The organism is Limnomicrobium aquaticum, from assembly GCF_040545545.1.
Lineage (GTDB): Bacteria > Pseudomonadota > Alphaproteobacteria > Rhizobiales > Rhizobiaceae > Ensifer_A > Ensifer_A aquaticum.
This window is the reverse complement of record NZ_JBEPMB010000003.1, coordinates 218,435-235,043: the sequence shown is the minus strand read 5'-3', so window position 1 is coordinate 235,043 and position 16,609 is coordinate 218,435. Positions and strand designations below refer to the sequence as shown.

General features: G+C 62.0%; 14 protein-coding genes. 4 read left to right on the top strand and 10 right to left on the bottom strand.

Features of this window, described 5'->3' with window-relative positions; genetic code table 11:
- Window position 1 precedes the first annotated feature (1 nt).
- From ABID16_RS12790 to ABID16_RS12780, 3 genes are read right to left on the bottom strand one after another with little or no spacing between them, the layout of a single operon-like run.
- Entirely contained in the window at window positions 2–1,063 is a 1,062-nt protein-coding gene (locus ABID16_RS12790) for an ABC transporter ATP-binding protein (protein ID WP_354556736.1), read from the bottom strand.
- Window positions 1,056–3,062: an ABC transporter permease gene (locus tag ABID16_RS12785; RefSeq protein ID WP_354556735.1), complete on the bottom strand. Its 2,007-nt coding sequence runs from the start codon at window positions 3,060–3,062 to the stop codon at window positions 1,056–1,058. Before ABID16_RS12785 ends, ABID16_RS12790 begins: the two co-directional genes overlap by 8 nt.
- Entirely contained in the window at window positions 3,059–4,018 is a 960-nt protein-coding gene (locus ABID16_RS12780; RefSeq protein WP_354556734.1) for an extracellular solute-binding protein, read from the bottom strand. The genes ABID16_RS12785 and ABID16_RS12780 overlap by 4 nt, the downstream gene beginning before the upstream one ends.
- Before the next feature lie 209 nt (window positions 4,019–4,227).
- On the opposite strand from ABID16_RS12780, the gene ABID16_RS12775 reads away from it, so the two are divergent.
- From ABID16_RS12775 to ABID16_RS12765, 3 genes are read left to right on the top strand one after another with little or no spacing between them, the layout of a single operon-like run.
- Window positions 4,228–5,475 carry an ROK family protein gene (locus ABID16_RS12775; protein ID WP_354556733.1) on the top strand — a complete coding sequence of 416 codons (1,248 nt, stop codon included), beginning with the start codon at window positions 4,228–4,230 and terminating at the stop codon, window positions 5,473–5,475.
- 28 nt (window positions 5,476–5,503) lie between these two features.
- On the top strand, window positions 5,504–5,635 hold the full coding sequence (locus ABID16_RS12770; protein ID WP_354556732.1) for a hypothetical protein: 132 nt from the start codon (window positions 5,504–5,506) through the stop codon (window positions 5,633–5,635).
- An 11-nt stretch (window positions 5,636–5,646) separates the two neighbouring features.
- Complete coding sequence (locus ABID16_RS12765) at window positions 5,647–6,282, top strand: GNAT family N-acetyltransferase (protein ID WP_354556731.1); 636 nt, start codon at window positions 5,647–5,649, stop codon at window positions 6,280–6,282.
- A gap of 100 nt (window positions 6,283–6,382) precedes the next feature.
- Here ABID16_RS12765 and ABID16_RS12760 read toward each other — a convergent pair whose 3' ends face one another.
- From ABID16_RS12760 to ABID16_RS12750, 3 genes are all read right to left on the bottom strand, one after another.
- Window positions 6,383–6,772 carry a RidA family protein gene (locus tag ABID16_RS12760; protein WP_354556730.1) on the bottom strand — a complete coding sequence of 130 codons (390 nt, stop codon included), beginning with the start codon at window positions 6,770–6,772 and terminating at the stop codon, window positions 6,383–6,385.
- Window positions 6,772–7,923, bottom strand: coding sequence for a DSD1 family PLP-dependent enzyme (locus ABID16_RS12755; protein ID WP_354556729.1), 1,152 nt, complete (start codon window positions 7,921–7,923; stop codon window positions 6,772–6,774). The genes ABID16_RS12760 and ABID16_RS12755 overlap by 1 nt, the downstream gene beginning before the upstream one ends.
- Window positions 7,924–8,081: 158 nt before the next feature.
- The gene (locus tag ABID16_RS12750; RefSeq protein WP_354556728.1) at window positions 8,082–9,821 is read right to left on the bottom strand and encodes a M23 family metallopeptidase; all 1,740 of its coding nucleotides are present in this window, start codon (window positions 9,819–9,821) and stop codon (window positions 8,082–8,084) included.
- Window positions 9,822–10,253: 432 nt separating this feature from the next.
- On the opposite strand from ABID16_RS12750, the gene ABID16_RS12745 reads away from it, so the two are divergent.
- Window positions 10,254–11,141: a GNAT family N-acetyltransferase gene (locus tag ABID16_RS12745; protein ID WP_354556727.1), complete on the top strand. Its 888-nt coding sequence runs from the start codon at window positions 10,254–10,256 to the stop codon at window positions 11,139–11,141.
- Between the two features lie 8 nt (window positions 11,142–11,149).
- Here ABID16_RS12745 and ABID16_RS12740 read toward each other — a convergent pair whose 3' ends face one another.
- From ABID16_RS12740 to ABID16_RS12725, 4 genes are all read right to left on the bottom strand, one after another.
- Window positions 11,150–12,307, bottom strand: coding sequence for a site-specific integrase (locus ABID16_RS12740; protein ID WP_354556726.1), 1,158 nt, complete (start codon window positions 12,305–12,307; stop codon window positions 11,150–11,152).
- A 238-nt stretch (window positions 12,308–12,545) separates the two neighbouring features.
- Entirely contained in the window at window positions 12,546–12,692 is a 147-nt protein-coding gene (locus tag ABID16_RS12735) for a hypothetical protein (RefSeq protein ID WP_354556725.1), read from the bottom strand.
- A 91-nt stretch (window positions 12,693–12,783) separates the two neighbouring features.
- On the bottom strand, window positions 12,784–13,299 hold the full coding sequence (locus tag ABID16_RS12730) for a ferritin-like domain-containing protein (RefSeq protein ID WP_354556724.1): 516 nt from the start codon (window positions 13,297–13,299) through the stop codon (window positions 12,784–12,786).
- Window positions 13,300–13,449: 150 nt separating this feature from the next.
- Entirely contained in the window at window positions 13,450–16,605 is a 3,156-nt protein-coding gene (locus ABID16_RS12725; protein WP_354556723.1) for a multidrug efflux RND transporter permease subunit, read from the bottom strand.
- Window positions 16,606–16,609: the final 4 nt, after the last annotated feature.

Here is a 16,609-nt window from a genome sequence, read left to right as displayed (position 1 = left end):
TTCATGCCTCCGCCGGCAGAAACGTGAAGTTTTCGAAATCGACACCCACCCGTGCTCCGACATCCAGTGCCGTTCTGGTCTCAACGCAGAGCAGGGGGCCGTTCGGGAGCCGCAGACCTTGAGCCCAGGCCTTGCCCATATAGCGCCTGTCTTCGACGACCGCATCGAAGAGACCATGGCCGCATTCCTTGAGAACTACCTGCTCGGGACGCACGACGAGGGTGCCGCGGCCCGCATGTTGCCTCCCGGCAATCTGCAGCCTTGACCCTTCAGACAACAGAAATCCTGTCTCGTCGAATGCGCCTTCCATAAAATTGGCGCTGCCGACGAATTCCGCAACGAAACGGTTGACGGGCCTGGAATAGATCGTTTCCGGATCGGCAAGCTGCTGGACCAGGCCATTTTGCATGACCGCGATCCGGTCCGACATTTCGAGCGCTTCCTCCTGATCGTGCGTCACGTAGATCGCCGTCAGTCCCAGCCGTTTCTGCAAGGTCCGCAATTCATGGCGAAGCGCCACCCGAAGGCGGGCGTCGAGATTGGACATCGGTTCGTCCATCAGCAGCAGCGGCGGATCGATGACGAGCGCCCGCGCAAGCGCGATGCGCTGTTGCATGCCGCCGCTCATTTCGGCAGGAAAGCGGTTTTCCACGTCGTGCAGTTCAACCTGCGCCAGCGCCGCCCGCACCCTCCCGGCGACCTGGGTCTTCGGGACCTTACGCAGCTTCAGGCCGTAGGCCACGTTGTCGAACACCGTCTTGTTCGGCCACAGGGCATAATTCTGAAACACAAAGCCGATGTTTCTGTCCCAGGCCGGAAGGGTTGTCACGTCGTCACCATTGAAGCGGATGCGCCCGCCATTGATGGGGTGAAAGCCTGCTATTGCGCGCAACAGCGTGGTCTTGCCGCATCCGGAAGGGCCGAGCAGGGTGAAGAATTCGCCCGGCCTGATGGTGATGTTGATGTCCTTGAGGACAGCATTCTTGCCGAAGGTTTTCGAGACGCCATCGATGACGACTTCGCAGCCTCGGGTCTCGGCTTGCTGGGATCTGGTTTCAACCACCGGATTTTCCTTGGTTTTGGCCGTAGCGCACGATGAAATAAAGCGGGATGTAGATGATGAGCATCAGAAGAATGGTCTGGGCGGCCGAGACACCGAAATCGGCGTCCACAAGCGTGTTTTCAAAGATCACCGCCGTCATGGGTTTCCACGGAGGGCGATAAAGCACGATGGTGGAGGACAGCTCCGTGACAATATGCAGGAAGGTGAGGGTTGCACCTGTCACCGCACCCGCCAGAACGAGCGGTGCCGTGACCGTGACGAACACCCGCAACGGCCGTGCGCCAAGGCTCAGCGCCGCCTCTTCGAGAGCGGGATGAACACGCCGCAACGCGGCTTCCGAAGCCTTCACCGTGAAAGGCAGGTTACGGACAAGATAGGCCAGCGCCAGGATGAACCACGTGCCGGTCAGCTGAAGCGGTGCCTTGTTGAACATCATGATCAGGCCGATACCGAGCACGGTGCCGGGAATGACATAGGGCATCATCACGGCAAGGCTGAGAACCGGCGCGATGACCTTGTAGCGCTTGCGGATGATCACATAGGCGATCCCGAGGCCGAGCGCGGTCGCGGCCATGGTTCCGGCAAGACCGAGCGACAGCGTGACCCAGGCCGGCCCCAGGCCGGTCTGCAGCATGGTGGCGTAGTTGGCCAGCGTCAGGTTCGCACGCGGCAGACCTACCCGCCATTCCATGAAGCTGGAGACGAGCACCGTCAGATGGGGCGTGAAAGCCATCAGAAGCACGAGGGCCACGCCGCACAGGACGAGCGCGTGCGCTACAGGAGACAGCGGTTTCCGCGCCAGTGCGCGTGAAGAAACGACGGAGAAACCGCGTCGCGCCAGATAGATCTGCTGTGCCATCAGGAAGAGGCTGGAAATGGTGATCAGCACCATGGAGCCTGTCGCGGCCAGCGCAGGATTGCGACCCGCCTCGCTGAGGAAGGACGTGTAGATCAGGACGGGCAGGGCATTGACATCCAGACCGATGATGCGCGGCGTTCCGAAATCCGAAAGGGCTGCCATGGTCGCCAGATAGAGCCCGGTGATGATGCCCGGTAGCGCCAGGGGAATTTCGACCGAGAAGCGCACCTGCGAGGGCTTCGCGCCCAGGCTTTCGGCCGCTTCGACATGGCCGGCATCCAGACTTTGAAACGAGCTGTGGCTGAGCAGGAAGATGATCGGGAAGACCAGCCATGTGATCACCCAGATGACGCCGTGGAGGCCTACAATCGAGATGTCCCAGCCGAAATAGCTCGTCAGCACGCCGTTGCGGCCCAGAAGAAGCCGCCAGGCATAGGCGCCCAGAAACGGCGGGGAGACCGAGGCCATGGTCACGAGGAAGGTGATCGCCGTGCTGCCCGCGACCTGATAGCGCGCAACGATATAGGCCAGCGAAACGCCGATCAGCGCGGCAAGCCCGGTGGAAACGAGCGCGATGAGCAGGCTGTTCAGTGTCGCAGACAGGGTCTCCGAGCGTATGAAGAAATCAAGATAGTGGACGGCGGAAACGGACAGCGCCTTGTTCTCGAACGTGATGTAGGCGTTGGCCGCATGCGAAAGCAGAACCGTGTTGGCGGATTGTGGCTTTGCCTCCAGAGGTGCCGGTGCCGCCGTTGAGAACAGGCCACGGGGCGCCTGCTGGGAAAGCGAAAACCGGCTCTGCCCGAAGACAAGCTCAAGCGTACCGGCCTCGCTCCTGTTAACCGCCATGGGTTGCGGAGCGCTGAGCCGGAGCGTTCGTTCGTCCTGCACCTCCACCGTCAGGTCTTGCTCGGATTTCAGCGACACGGAAAGGCCGTTTGCCACTTTTTCGACGGCGTATCGGCTGGTCATCTCCGGAACGGACTGCAGGCCGTCGCGGTTGTGCAGGAGAGTGAAGCTGCCCCCCTCCTCGAGAAGGGAGGCACCCAGAAGGCGAAGCTGCGGGACGACAATCGTCAGGCCGCAAAAGAAAAGCGCGACGATTGAAAAAAGAAGCCAATTGTCGCGCAGGATTCTCATTTGCCGCGAATGTCCTGAAAGCGAGCCACGACCACGGGACGGGGGTCCACGGCCGACACGATGTTGAGCGATGTCATGTCGGGAAGTGCTGCCGGCGGGGTGGTGTCCTTGCGGGCCGAACGGCGCACTGTGGCATCGCGAACGATCTCGTGCGCGCCCTTGGTGCCGAGGAAGTCTATGAAGCTCTTGGCGTCGGCCAGATGCTGAGCACCCTTGACGATCGCCTGGGCATCGATCTGCCCGGTGACGGCATCGCTCGGATAGACGATGGCGATCGGGAGGCCCTGGGCTTTCCATTTGGCGCCAAGATCCTCGTTGATCCAGCCGACTGCGGCCTCGCCATCCCTCACGGCGTTGAAGGCATCGTCCGAACCCGGTGCGATCCGTGCGCCCTTGGCAAGCTTGCCGACGAAGTCCCAGCCGAAATTGCCGGCCAGGGCAGACAGGATGGTGTATCCCGTGCCGGACTTTGCCGGATCCGGAATGATCAACCCGCCGGCCTTGGCAAAATCGGGTGAGAGCAGATCTTTCTGTGTCTTCGGGATGGAGCCGGCTTCGACGCGCTTCGTGCTGACGATGAGCGGCTGCAGAAGCACCGTGAACGGATGCCAGATATGGTTGGGGTCGATCGTTACCATCTCGGCATCGGCCGGGCTTTCATAGGCTTGAAAGAGCGTCGCGTTTTCATCAAAGGTCTGGGTCGGCCCGCCCCACATCACGTCGGCAGACGAGTTGCCGGCTTCCGCACGCAGGCGTTCCACCAGTTCGCCCGTTCCGCCGCGCACGACGGTGACCTTTACATCCGGATGGGCCTTGGCAAATGCGGCCAGGATCGGAGAGGACGTCGTTTCGCCATGGGCGGTGTAGACCACCAATTCGCCGGCCTGGGCGATATTGAAGAAGGATGCGGAAGCCAACGCGCCCGCCATCAGTCGCTGCAAGGTCGATTTTAACATGCCATGTTTCCTTTTACATCATGAGGAGCAGGAGCGAGGGTATTAATCCATCTAAAGGATTAAAAATCAAGACGCCTTATAGCCTCATTTATGGGCGTTTAATTGCAGAAATATGACAATTCGTACGAAAGGCGCGGCCTCCCAATTGCTTGACGCTCGATGAGCAAGCTGATAAATTCTATTTAATGTAATAAATAAGGGTTCCCTGCATGACCCTGATGGGCAGCAACCACACATATTCGGGCCGTTATAATCGCCGCCTCGTCTTCGACCTTATCCGGTCGGGCGAGGGCATCAGCCGTCGGGGCCTTGTGGACGTGACTGGCCTGAAGCCTCAGACGATGTCCAACATCTGCAAGGACCTCATTGACCGGTCTCTGGTGGTGGAAACGATCCGTCTTGAAGGTGCGCGTGGCGCGCCGCAGAAGGAGCTTCGGATCCGGGCCGAAGCGGGCTGCTGCCTGGGTGTGCACATAGACCGCGATGGGCTCGTTGGAATCCTGTGTGATCTCGCTGGGCAGGAGCTGGGCCGGGAGACGGTTTCAGCCTCCCTGCAGGATCCGAAGGACACCATGCGCGCCATTGCCGGCATGGTGCAACGCCTGCAATCCGTGGCGCCTGATCTTCCTGCCTGGGGCCTGGGCGTTGCCATGCCGACGCTACAGGAGGCCGAGTTCGAACACCATGTCGGTCCTCCGGGCTGGGATGCATGGAGCCGCCTGCCGGTGGCCGAGGCAATCGAAGAGGCGTGCGGTCTCCCCGCCATCATAGAAAATGATGCGACGGCGGCGGCGCTGGCTGAACTGAGGGCAGGGCGCGCAGTCGGCCTTAGTCACTATGTCCACATCTTCGCCGGGCATGGGCTTGGTGCGGGTATCATCAATGATGGCGTGCCGTTGCAGGGCTTCTGGAGCAACGCGGGTGAAATCGGTCTTCTGACTTGGCCGCAAGAGCTTGCTGGCGGCGGCGAAGCGGCGGGGCAAACGCCCTTTTCTCTGGATGAACTGGCAGCCATGCTCGGGCGGGAAAGCCGGGAAATTGCCGCCCCCGGCCAGCTGGACGCCCTTTACCGCCAGCGCGACAGCGTGCTGATGCGCTGGCTTGATCTCAACGCAAGACGCCTGCGTCTTCTGGTCTCGCTGCTGGAAAACATTCTCGACCCCCAGACCGTGGTGGTGGGCGGCCATTTTCCGGCGGCCCTGATCGATTCTCTCATTGATCGCGCCTATCCGCTGATGCCCTCCGTCAGCGCACGCGGACACAGAGATATGCCGCGGCTCTGTGCCGGTGCGCTGGGACCGGACGCGGCGGCCATCGGAGCGGCCATGCTGCCCCTGATTGCCCATGGAAGCCCCGATTTCCGCCGCCTTTCGTTCCTGCGCGGGCGCAGCCAGCCAATTGATTTCGAACATCGCTTCGATCGTGTCGCCGGCGCCCCGGCGGATGACGATACTTGATGAAAGCTCTCGCCAACAGGACTCCAGAATGAAAATCGCCGTCGTCGGACTTGGCTTCCGGCTTGCCAGTGTCATTTCCTCATTCCCGCCCACCAATAAGCTTGCCGAGACCCGGCAGCGGTCCGATGATGTGCTTGGCACATCCCGGCGCGTGCAATGATGGACAATACGATGAACGACTTGAACCCGCTTCCTGCCGTCGCAATCCGCACGGCCCGCCCGTCTGACGAGGCATCGATCATGGACATCTGCCTGCGGACGGCCGACGCGGGAAAAGATGGTACGCAATGCTATAGCGATCCTCGGCTGCCGGGGTTCGTCTGGGCCCTGCCTTACATCCGCCTCTGCCCGGATAACGCCTTTGTCCTCACCCACGGCGAGCAGGTAATGGGATATTGCGTCGCCGCACCGGACACGGTTGCCTTCGAGGAGTGCCTGAAAAAGGAATGGTGGCCGATGCTGAGGGCAGAGCTTCAAGGCTTCTCGCCCGGAACCCCGCACGATGAGAATGTCCTGGCTTACATTCACAACCCGCCCGGAACTCCGTCTCGCATCGCTGACCTCTATCCGGCCCACCTGCACATCAACGTCCTGCCGGAACTGCAAAAAGGTGGCCACGGGTCGAGGCTCTTCAGCCGGCAAATACAGGCGCTCACCACTTCTGGTGTCACTGGCGTCCATCTGGGGATCAATCCGCGCAACGAGGGGGTCGTGGCATTCTATCGGAGGTTCGGGCTTCTCGAGATTGGTCGGACGCCCTCGATCATAATGGCGATGCGCCTCAACCACACTCCCGCCTGTCGATAGCTCCAAACGCCAGGAGGACGCCCTGTAGATTGCGTCCTTTCTGGCCAGATGTTGTTTCCGATGTCCCGAGTTTGACCGCCGGCGCGCGGGATCGCTGGAATTACGGGCCAAAGACAGCCACCGCGTCGATCTCTACGAGATAGCCATAGTGCAGTTCAGGGACGGGAACGACCGTGCGGGCGGGGCGCGCCTCCCCGAGTCTTTGGGCATAGACCGCGTTGAAGCGCGGCCAGTTCCCGACGCCGACAATATAGGCCGTCACACGGACGAGATCGGCCGGTTGCCCGCGGACAGCCTTGAGGATCGCCAGCATGTTGTCGATGGCCTGGGCTGCCTGCGTCTCGAAACCGTCGTCGGGCAGGGGCGCCCCGTCCGCCCGGATCGGCAGCTGCCCGGAGATGTAAAGATGATTGCCCGCGCGCTTCGCCTGGACATAATGTCCGGCCGGGCGCGGCGCTTCGTCCGTGCTGATGTCCAGCAATGTCGTCATCACCAGCCTCCAAAACGCGGCCAAACGGCTTCCACATCAAGCGAAGCCCCGCGCACGACATGATAGGCGCCGTGCTGTGCTGCGGTCGCGCAGGCGTGGTTGGGAAGGATGCGGACCCGGTCGCCGACGGCCAGTTCGGGAAGCCGGCCGTTGGAGCCTGGCCGGACAGCAATAATGCCATGCTCCTGGCTCACATCGGCAACAATCACATTGTTGAAAACGTTGCCATTGACGTCGCAGACCAGACCGAAGCCCATGTCGACGGGCTGCTTGCTGGTGCCGCGGTCACGCGAGAGCGACATCCAGCCGCTATCGGTGATGATCCAGCCCTTCTCGCGCTGGTGGCCGATGACGGTGGCGAGAACGCTGAGCGCAATATCGTCGACCCGGCAGATGCCGATCCCGGCCATGACCAGATCGAAGAAGACGAAAACACCGGCGCGGACTTCGGTCACGCCCGTCAGATCCTTTGCGTGATGCGCTGTTGGAGTCGAGCCGACACTGACCACAGGGCATGGCAGGCCGGCGCCGCGCAGAACCTGCGCGGCGTCGACAACAGCCTTGCGCTCTGCCTCCGCAAAGCGTTCCTGAGCCTCCGGGCCGCCGCCACGATAGCTGTCGCCGGCATGGGTCAGCACGCCGCGCAATTCGGCGCCGGCGGCCAGTACTTGGCCGATCTGAAGAAGGCGGGCGTGGTCCTGCGGCGGAACGCCGGAGCGATGGCCGTCGCAATCGATTTCGATCAGGGCCGGAATGCGCGAACCCGCCACCTTCGACGCGGCCGCAATCGACTCAGCCTGCTCGACATTGTCCGCAACGACCATGAGATCGATGCCGCGGGCCCGCATTTCAGCGACACGGGCGAGCTTGTCGGGGGCGATGCCGACGGCGTAAATCATGTCGCGCACGCCCGCTGCGGCGAACTGCTCGGCCTCCTTCAAGGTCGATACGGTGGCGGGGCCTTGCTGCGTGGTCATGACCTTGCGGGCGGCCTCAACCGACTTGGCCGTCTTCAGATGCGGGCGCAGCGAAACGCCCAGAGCGTCAAGGCGCGTCCTGAGCCGCGTGATATTTCTCTCCATCCGCTCCGCATCCACCACAAGGCAGGGCGTTTCCAGTGTTTCGAGCGTGTTGGCAAAATTGGCATTCATCAGTCGGTCTCCGGTTTGAACCGAATTTGCCGACAATCCATAAAGGCCGCAATTAACGCCTGCTGAATGTTGGATTTAGTTTGCCATTAATGCCACTGCGCGCAAACCAGCTTTGAGCCGGCGTTTCTCCGAACTGTTGCCTGTTCTGCGCGTCCTGCTTAGCCGTGGTCGGGAGGCTGGATGGCCTTGTCGGAGACCCCGATCAACTTGCTCATGCCATCGATCTGGTCGGTCTGCCTGCGGAAATCATCGAGCGAGCTGCCGGACAGGACCGTACCCGCGGGCAACGGGTTGGCGGTCGGGTCGAGATAGCGGTCGTTCTTGCGCAGTTCGTAATAGAGATGCGGTCCGGTCGAAAGGCCGGTCGAGCCGACATAGGCGATGACCTGACCCTGCGTGACCCGCTGGCCGACCGCCAGACCCTTTGCCGCCTTGCCGATATGGGCATAGGTGGTCAAATAGCCCTGGTCGTGGCGCAGGCGCACATAACGTCCATAACCCGGCTGCCAGGAAATCAGCTCCACCGTTCCATCGCCCGCCGCAAGGATTGGCGAGCCCATGGGGCCGGCATAGTCCACGCCATCGTGATGCTTGCGCACGCGCAGGATAGGATGAATGCGCCATGCAAAACCGTCCCCGAGCCGGCCGCCCGGCACGGGATTGGCGAGCAGGAATTTCGATACCGAGCGGCCCTCCGCGTCGAAGAACTCCGCCGGCGTCGTCCTGTTGGGCTTGAAGCGGTAGAATTTCCGCGCGCCGTCCTTCGTGTTGAAGGCGACGGAAATCAGTTCGCGCTTGCCACGCCCTTCGCGGAAGACGAGGTTCACCTTCTTCGTCACATCGTCGCGGCCGGCGCTGATGCCATTCTTGCGGGCGAGGTCGATCACCTCGGCGACGATCTTTGGCGGGACATGGCAATCCAGCATCTTCCTGACGAGAAGGGGTGCGAAGGCCGTTTCTTCCTTCAGGTCCGGGGTCGCGTCAGCATCGACCGTTGCCGCATTCTCCTGCTCGCCAGCTGTCGCCTCGCGCTTCAGCCGCTCGTAGAGCGCAGGTTTTGTGATGCGCTCGAAACTCTGATCCTCGACACGGGCGAGAATGACATCCTCACCGGCGGCCTTCTGCAGGCGGGCCATGACGATGTGCTTGCCATCATCCTGCTGGGCAAGAATGACCTCGAACGCATCGCCGAAATGCAGGACCGTTGTCGCAAGCGCTGCGGTGAGGCGCTTCGCCTCGGAAAGCGGAACATCGAGGCCGGCGAGCGCTTCTTCCAGCACCTCATCACCTTTGGGCATCAGCGCCACCCGCGAAACCGGCTCGGCCTTTTGCTTGACCGAAAGGCTGACATTGAGCGGTTTGCCAAGCGGGGAGCCGGCGCTGAAATCGGCATAGGCCAGCGGCATGCCGACAATTCGGCTGGAGCGAACGGGCTTGACGTCGCGCAGAACCGCGGCGAAGGCATCATCCGGCCCTCCGCGTGTGACTTTTTCTCCATATGCCAGCTCGGGCGTTCTCTCCGGTTTCTTTTCCGGAACGGGCACGGCGGTCGACAGGTCGATATCGGTGCGGAAATAGGTGTATTCGGCGAACGATCCGTCCATTCGCGCTTCCAGCATGTCGACGCGGGCAAGATCCGATGTGGTCGCGGGAGGCAGCGGAAGCCGCGCCTGCTTCGGGCTTGCGGCGGGGCCGAGGCTTTCTGGTGCAAGGATCGTCGGCGTCGGCGGTGCAATCGCCGCGGCGACCCTCGGCACGTCCCTTGGGGCCGTCGTCTTCAGGCAGACCCAGCCCGAAACGCCACCCGCCATGCCCAGGAGGACGATGGCGCCCAGCAGCCGGCTATGGGTGTGCAGGGAAAAGGGAATCGTGCCCCGGCGGAAATGCAGTCTGCCCAAAATTCTGTCGTCCCCTGCGGAAAACACTCTTTTTTCAAAGAGATAGACGAGTTGAGGGCAATGGTGCCAGGACGCATTTGCCGTTGGCCGCTATACGCAGGCCGCTTCGGTGCGACAAGTTAAAACTCTGTTAGGTTATTTTGTGGCGGGGCGCGCGAAGGCCCGCCCTGTGGATATGTCGGACAAGGCGATGATCCGTTCACGACGACATAATTTCTCCGCATGGACGCGATCGGCCTTCTCGCCCCCGGGCGGCACTGCATCGAGTGCCACGCACGCGATCCATTGAACGATGGCGATATTCGATGTGCTGTCAGCAATTTTTGAGCAAATTATGCGGCCTTGAGGCTTTATCATCGGCTCGCTGTCCTGCACTGTTGCAGCAGACCGAATGAATGCTCTTCGAGGAATTGAGCGGTGGCTGAGAGCGCGATGCCGAGCGACAAACTCCAGATAGACGCCTTTGCCATGCAGATCGGCGACGTCGCCGATGCCGACCTGGAGCAGCTTCACGCGCTTTCCATTTCCGTCGGATGGCCGCATCGCGGACAGGACTGGCAATTCTTGCGCGAAGTTGGCAAGGGCGTCGTTGCAACCGACGAGATCGGCCGCATCATGAGTTCGGCGATGTGGTTTCGTCACTCGCCGGAGCTTGCGACGATCGGCATGGTGATCACGTCGCCACGTCTGCAGACGCAAGGGACGGGCCTGTGGCTGATGGAATATGCGCTGAAGGATCTCGGGGGCGTCAATCTGCGGCTCAATGCCACCCGCGCGGCTCAGCGGCTCTACCTGTCGATTGGCTTCAAGCCGGAAAAGACTGTCTATCAGTGTCAGGGTCTGGTGACGAATGCGCCGGCGGTTGAGACTGTGCCGGGCGAGTTGCGTCTGCTGACGGCAGACGATCTCGCAGCGGCGATTGCGCTCGACGCGGCAGCCTTCGGCGTGCCCCGCGCGGGTCTCATGGAAAAACTGTTCCGGCATTCGCGCGGCTACGGGCTGTTCCGTGATGGCGCTCTCGTCGCCTTCGCGCTTTGCCGCCGCTTCGGACGCGGACATGTGGTCGGACCGATCGTTGCCTGCGGCGATGAGGATGCGATTGCCGTTGCCTCACCCCATATCCGCGATCATGACGGCACGTTCCTGCGTCTCGACACCCATTTCGAGGCGGGGGATTTCGCCCTGTTCGTGGTGCGCAGCGGGCTCGCCATTTTTGACACGGTGCTGACGATGTCCCTCGGCAGGACGCTCCAGGATTTCGCAACCGGGGGCGAAAATCCGCCGGTCACCTATGCGCTTGTCAGCCAGACGCTGGGCTGACCCCAATCCTAAGTCAGGATACGCGCCGCCTTGCCGTTCTTGCGATCCCCGTCGTTGTAATAGCTGGCGGCTTGCGCCAGCGAACGGTGCTGCGACTGCTGCATGGCCTGTTGCAGCGGCACGCCCATATTGGCCGCTTCGGTCAGATATCCCGCACGCAGGCCGTGGGCGGAAAATTTAGCTGGGTCAAGACCCGCCTTTTCGCAACGCGATTTCAGGATCAGGTTGACAGCCTGGGGTGTGAGCGCCCTGCGGTCGACATTGCCCCACTGGTCGATACGGCGGAAGACCGGTCCCGTTTCGATGCGGCCCGCCGCAAGCCAGGATTTTAGCGCGGCGACCGGGCGGCCGACCATGACCGCGCGCGCATTGTCGTCCGCTGCGGTCGTCTTGGTGCGGCCGAGGCGAAGGATGAGGCAAGGCAACTGCCGCGAATTCGGGTCTGCCGGGTTTTCACGCACGGGTTCCTCATCAATGAGGTCCTCGACGCAGAGCCGCGCCAGCTCGGAACGACGGCGTCCGCCGGACGCAAAGGCCGTGAGCAGAAGAGCGCGGTCGCGAATGTCAGCCAGCCGATCCGTGGAACAGGTGGCGAGAAGCTGTGAGAGCACGTCGCCCGTGACGGCAGACTGGCTCTTGTGGGCGCGGGGCCGTGCATGCGCGCGGACGGCAAGCCGTAAGGCGGACCTGACCGAGGTTGCGGCAAAGTCTCCCTCCAGCCCACGCCATTTTGTCAGCACGGACCAGGATGTGAGCCGTCGCTTCACTGTGGCAGGGGCGTGCGGGCCGCTTGCGCGGAGCAAACCCACGCTCCGCAAACGCGCGTCGACATCGGCCGGCATGCCATGGGCGGGGTCCGTTTCTCGCCGTGCGGGATCCCACAGATGATGGGCGATGAACTTCAGGATGAGTCCCTGCGGTGCGGGCCACGGCAGCGGACCTTCGGTTGCCGCCTGGCACCATGCTTCGAGATAGCCCAGATCGGAGGCAAAGGCCCGCAGCGTGTTTTCGCCCATGCCCTCGCCGGCCAGATGCTTGAGCGTCGCCACATCCTCATCCGTCAGCAGCATGGCGAGCTGGTCGCGCCGGTCGAAAGGCAGGATCGCGTCCAGCGCATCCAGCTGTTCGGCGCGCGCCAGAACCGGGCCGGAAAGGGGAGTGCTCATGTCTGTGCCACCTTGTTGCTTGCCTGCTCGCCTCCGCTCACCGCCGGCGACGGGCCACGGTTGCTCCGGAGAATCACCCCGAAAGGTTATCCGAGTTGGGCCGCGAGCGGCAAGTTTCGGCAAGGTGTGCCACGACTGCTGGCGCTCGACATCTTCACGCATGATCGCAAGATCGAAAAGCAGGCGCTTCGAAATACGATATCGGGCAATGTCGTGAGCCGCCGAACAGCTCTGCCCATCAGGTTTCCGGGATGATCAGCTTCTCCAGGATGCCGTCGAACAGCAGGTCGACCTGCCGGAAAAGCATGTCGCGGGGGATGCGATCCTCCTCGATCACCAGTTCACCGACGATGTATGCGAATTCGACGATGATGCGGACGCGCATCCACTCGCCTCGTGGTCCGTGCCTGTTTCAGTGCTTTCTATAATGATGTCCCGCGTGCTGTACCACCTTATATCAAGGACCATTGATCAGCCTATGCTTTCGCCGTCAGGTTCGCCTGGCGGCGAGCGACATATTTGAGTGTTACCTTTTCCAGGTTTTCATCCAGCCACCGGGCCATGTCGATTTCCTCGTCGAGGCTCTTGCGCAGCGCCTCGACGGCGGATGAAAAGCCGCCATGGGCGGCGACCGCGATCAGCGACCGATAGGCTGCAATCTCGTAATTCTCGAAAGCGAAGTTGGCGAAGCTGTTCTTCAGGATCTCATCATCCGCGATCGCATGTCCAAGCGCCGCGAGACTGCCCGTGATCGACAGGGCAGCATCCTTCAGCGTTGAATTGCCTTCGCCGAAGCTGTCGAGAATGGTCGCGAGCCTGTCGCGCTGGCCTTCAGTCTCACGGATATGAATCTCGAGACGCTGGGCGACCTCCGGATAATTCTCGATCCGCGAATGCTGCGCTTTCATGATGGACAGCGCCTGGTTTTCCATCGCGTGGGCATTCTTCAGCCCGGCCACGAAGATATCGCGGATTTGCGAATTCTGAGCCATGGGATTGTTTCCTTCCGTTCGAGCCGGCGCATCTAACTCGAAGTGCGGGCGTCTGTTCCGGCGGGAAGGAGAAAGGGGTGCCCCACCCTCGGCAAAGGAAGAGGGTGGGGCGGGGCCGACCGGCTTTGGGGGGCTCCGGTCGGTTTCTGGTTACGGCGCGTCGGTCTGGTTCGCCGGCGGGGCCGAATGGTGGAGGGTGACGGTGTCGAGATCGGGCCGCTTCGTGCGGAAGACCCGGAGCACGAAGACGAAGAAGGCGGGCACGAAGACGACGGCCAGAAGCGTCGCCGAGATCATGCCGCCGAGAACCGTGATGCCGATGGCGTTCTGGCTGGCGGCGCTGGCACCGGTGGCAATCGCGAGCGGCACGACGCCAAGCGTGAAGGCCAGCGACGTCATGACGATCGGACGGAAGCGCAGACGGGCAGCCTCGATCGCGGAATCGAGCAGGGACATGCCTTCGGCATAGTGATCTCTGGCGAATTCGATGATCAGGATGGCGTTCTTGGACGACAGGCCGATGATCGCGATGAGGCCGACCTTGAAGTAGATGTCGTTCGGCATGTGCAGTCCGGTGACGGCCAGTACCGAGCCGATAAGGCCGAGCGGCACGACGAGCATCACCGACAACGGGATCGACCAGCTTTCATAGAGCCCCGCCAGCAACAGGAAGACAAAGAGAAGGCTGATGCCGAACAGGAAGGTAGCCTGCGAGCCGGACTTGATTTCTTCCAGCGTCTGACCGGTCCATTCATAGCCGATCCCGGTCGGCAGGCCTTGGGCAATCTTCTCCATCTCCGCAATGGCTGCACCCGACGAGACGCCCGCTGCCGGTTCGCCCGAAATGCGAACGGTCGGATAGCCGTTATAGCCGACGATCTGCGGCGAACCCTTCTGCCATTGCGCAATGGCAAAGGAGGAGAGCGGCACCATGCCGCCACTGGCGTTGCGCACGTTCAGCTTCAACAGGTCCTCGACCTGAAGACGGCTGTTGTCGCGCGCCTGCACGATCACGCGCTGCATGCGCCCGGCATTCGGGAAGTCGTTGATATAGGACGAACCGAGGTTTGCCGTGATCGTGTTGTTGATGTCGGAAAAGCTCACGCCGAATGTATTGGCTTTCTCGCGGTCGATGACCAGGAGAACCTGTGCTGCGTCTGACAGGCCCTCGATGCGCATGTTCTTCAGGAGCTTGCTGGTGCCCGCCTTCTGCATCAGTTCCGCGGAGGCTGCCGACAGCGCCGCCTGGCCAAGACCACTGCGGTCCTGCAGCCGGAACGAGAAGCCGCCGGTTGCGCCGAAGCCTTCGATGGCGGGCGGCGGCAATGCGAAGCTCGTGGCGTCCTTGAGACCGAAGAGCTTCATGTTGACCCGATTGGCGATGTCCTGTGCCCCGTTGTCGGCGCCACGCTCGCTCCAGTCCTTCAGCGTCACGAACATGAGCGCCGCATTGGGGCCGGTTCCCGAGAAGCTGAAGCCCTGGATGGCGATGACATCCCGCACGGCCGGTTCGGCCTTCAGGATCTTTTCGACCTGCTCAACCGTCACCTTGGTGCGGTTGGCGCTCGCTTCCGATGGCCCCTCAATGTTGACCAGCAGGCTGCCCTGGTCTTCCGCCGGAACGAAGCCGGAGGGGAGTTGGACATAGAGATAGCCAAGACCGGCAACGAGGGCGAGATAGATGATCATCATCCGGCCCGCGCGGCGTGTCAGGCTGTGGGTTCCACGGACGTAAGTTCGTGTCAGACCGCTAAAGCCGCGATTGAACCAGCCCGCGAGCCCCTTCTTCTCGTGATGACCCTTGGCGACGGGCTTCAGGAAGGTCGCGCAGAGAGCCGGCGTGAGAGAGAGGGCGAGGAAGGCCGAGAAAAGGATCGAGACGACCATGGTCAGCGAAAACTGACGGTAGATGATGCCGGTCGAACCCGGGAAGAAGGCCATGGGGACAAAGACGCAGGTGAGAACCAGCGTGATGCCGAGGATGGCGCCGGTGATCTGCGACATCGCCTTGCGCGTCGCCTCCTTGGGCGAAAGCCCTTCTTCGGCCATGATGCGCTCGACGTTCTCCACAACGACGATGGCGTCATCGACCAGGATGCCGATGGCCAGAACCATGGCGAACATGGTCAGCACGTTGATGGAGAACCCGGTCGCATACATGATCGACAAGGTTCCAAGGAGCGCGACAGGGACGACGATGGTCGGGATCAGCGTGTAGCGGAAATTCTGCAGGAAGATCAGCATCACCACGAAGACCAGCGCGACGGCTTCGATCAGCGTGTCGAGCACCTTCTCGATGGAAGCCTTCACGAAGGGGCTTGTGTCATAGGGTATGGAATAGGTGACCCCCTGGGGGAAGAACTTGGACAGCTGGTCCAGCTTCGCCTTGACGGCGGCCGAGGTTGCCACCGCATTGCCGGTGGAAGACAGCTGCACGGCAAGCGCAGCACTCGGCTGGCCGTTGACGCGGCTCGAGAAGTTGTAGGTCTCGGCGCCCAGTTCGATGCGCGCGACATCCTTCAGACGCACGGTGCTGCCGTCGGAATTGGCCCGCAGGATGATGTTGCCGAAGGCCGCCGGATCGGTGAGCTGGCCCGCGACGATCACGGAGGCCGTCAGGTCCTGCGTGACAGGGTTCGGCGCTGCGCCGATCTGGCCGGCGGCGACCTGGGCGTTCTGCGCCCGGATGGCGTTGCCGATATCGGCGGCCGTCAGGTTGAGACCCACCATCTTGTCCGGATCGATCCAGATACGCAGCGCCCTTTGCGATGCGAAAAGCTGAGCGCGGCCGACGCCCGGAATGCGCCGGATTTCGCCGAGAACGTTGCGGTTCAGGTAGTCGCCCAGCGCGACCTCATCCATGCTGCCGTCAGAGGAGGACAGCGTTGCCACCATCAGGAAGCCTGAAGAGGACTGTTCGACCGTGATGCCCTGTGAGACGACGGCTGCAGGCAGGCGGGATTCGACGCGGCGGATGGCGTTCTGCACATCGACCGCAGCCTGGTTGATATTCGTGCCGGCCTTGAACGTCGTCGTGATGGAAATCTGGCCCGCCGTGTCCGAGGTGGACTCGAAATACATGATCCCCTGAACACCGTTCAGTTCCTCCTCGATCTGGCGCGTCACGCCCTGATAGATTTCCTGCGGCGAGGCACCGGGATAGCTTGTCGAGATCGACAGCTGCGGCGGTGCGACGTCCGGATATTGCGCGATCGGCAGGAAGGGCAGGGAGATCAGGCCCGCAATCGAAATGAAAAGGGCGAAGACCCAGGCCAGAACCGGCCTGTTGATGAAGAGCTGTGCCATGATC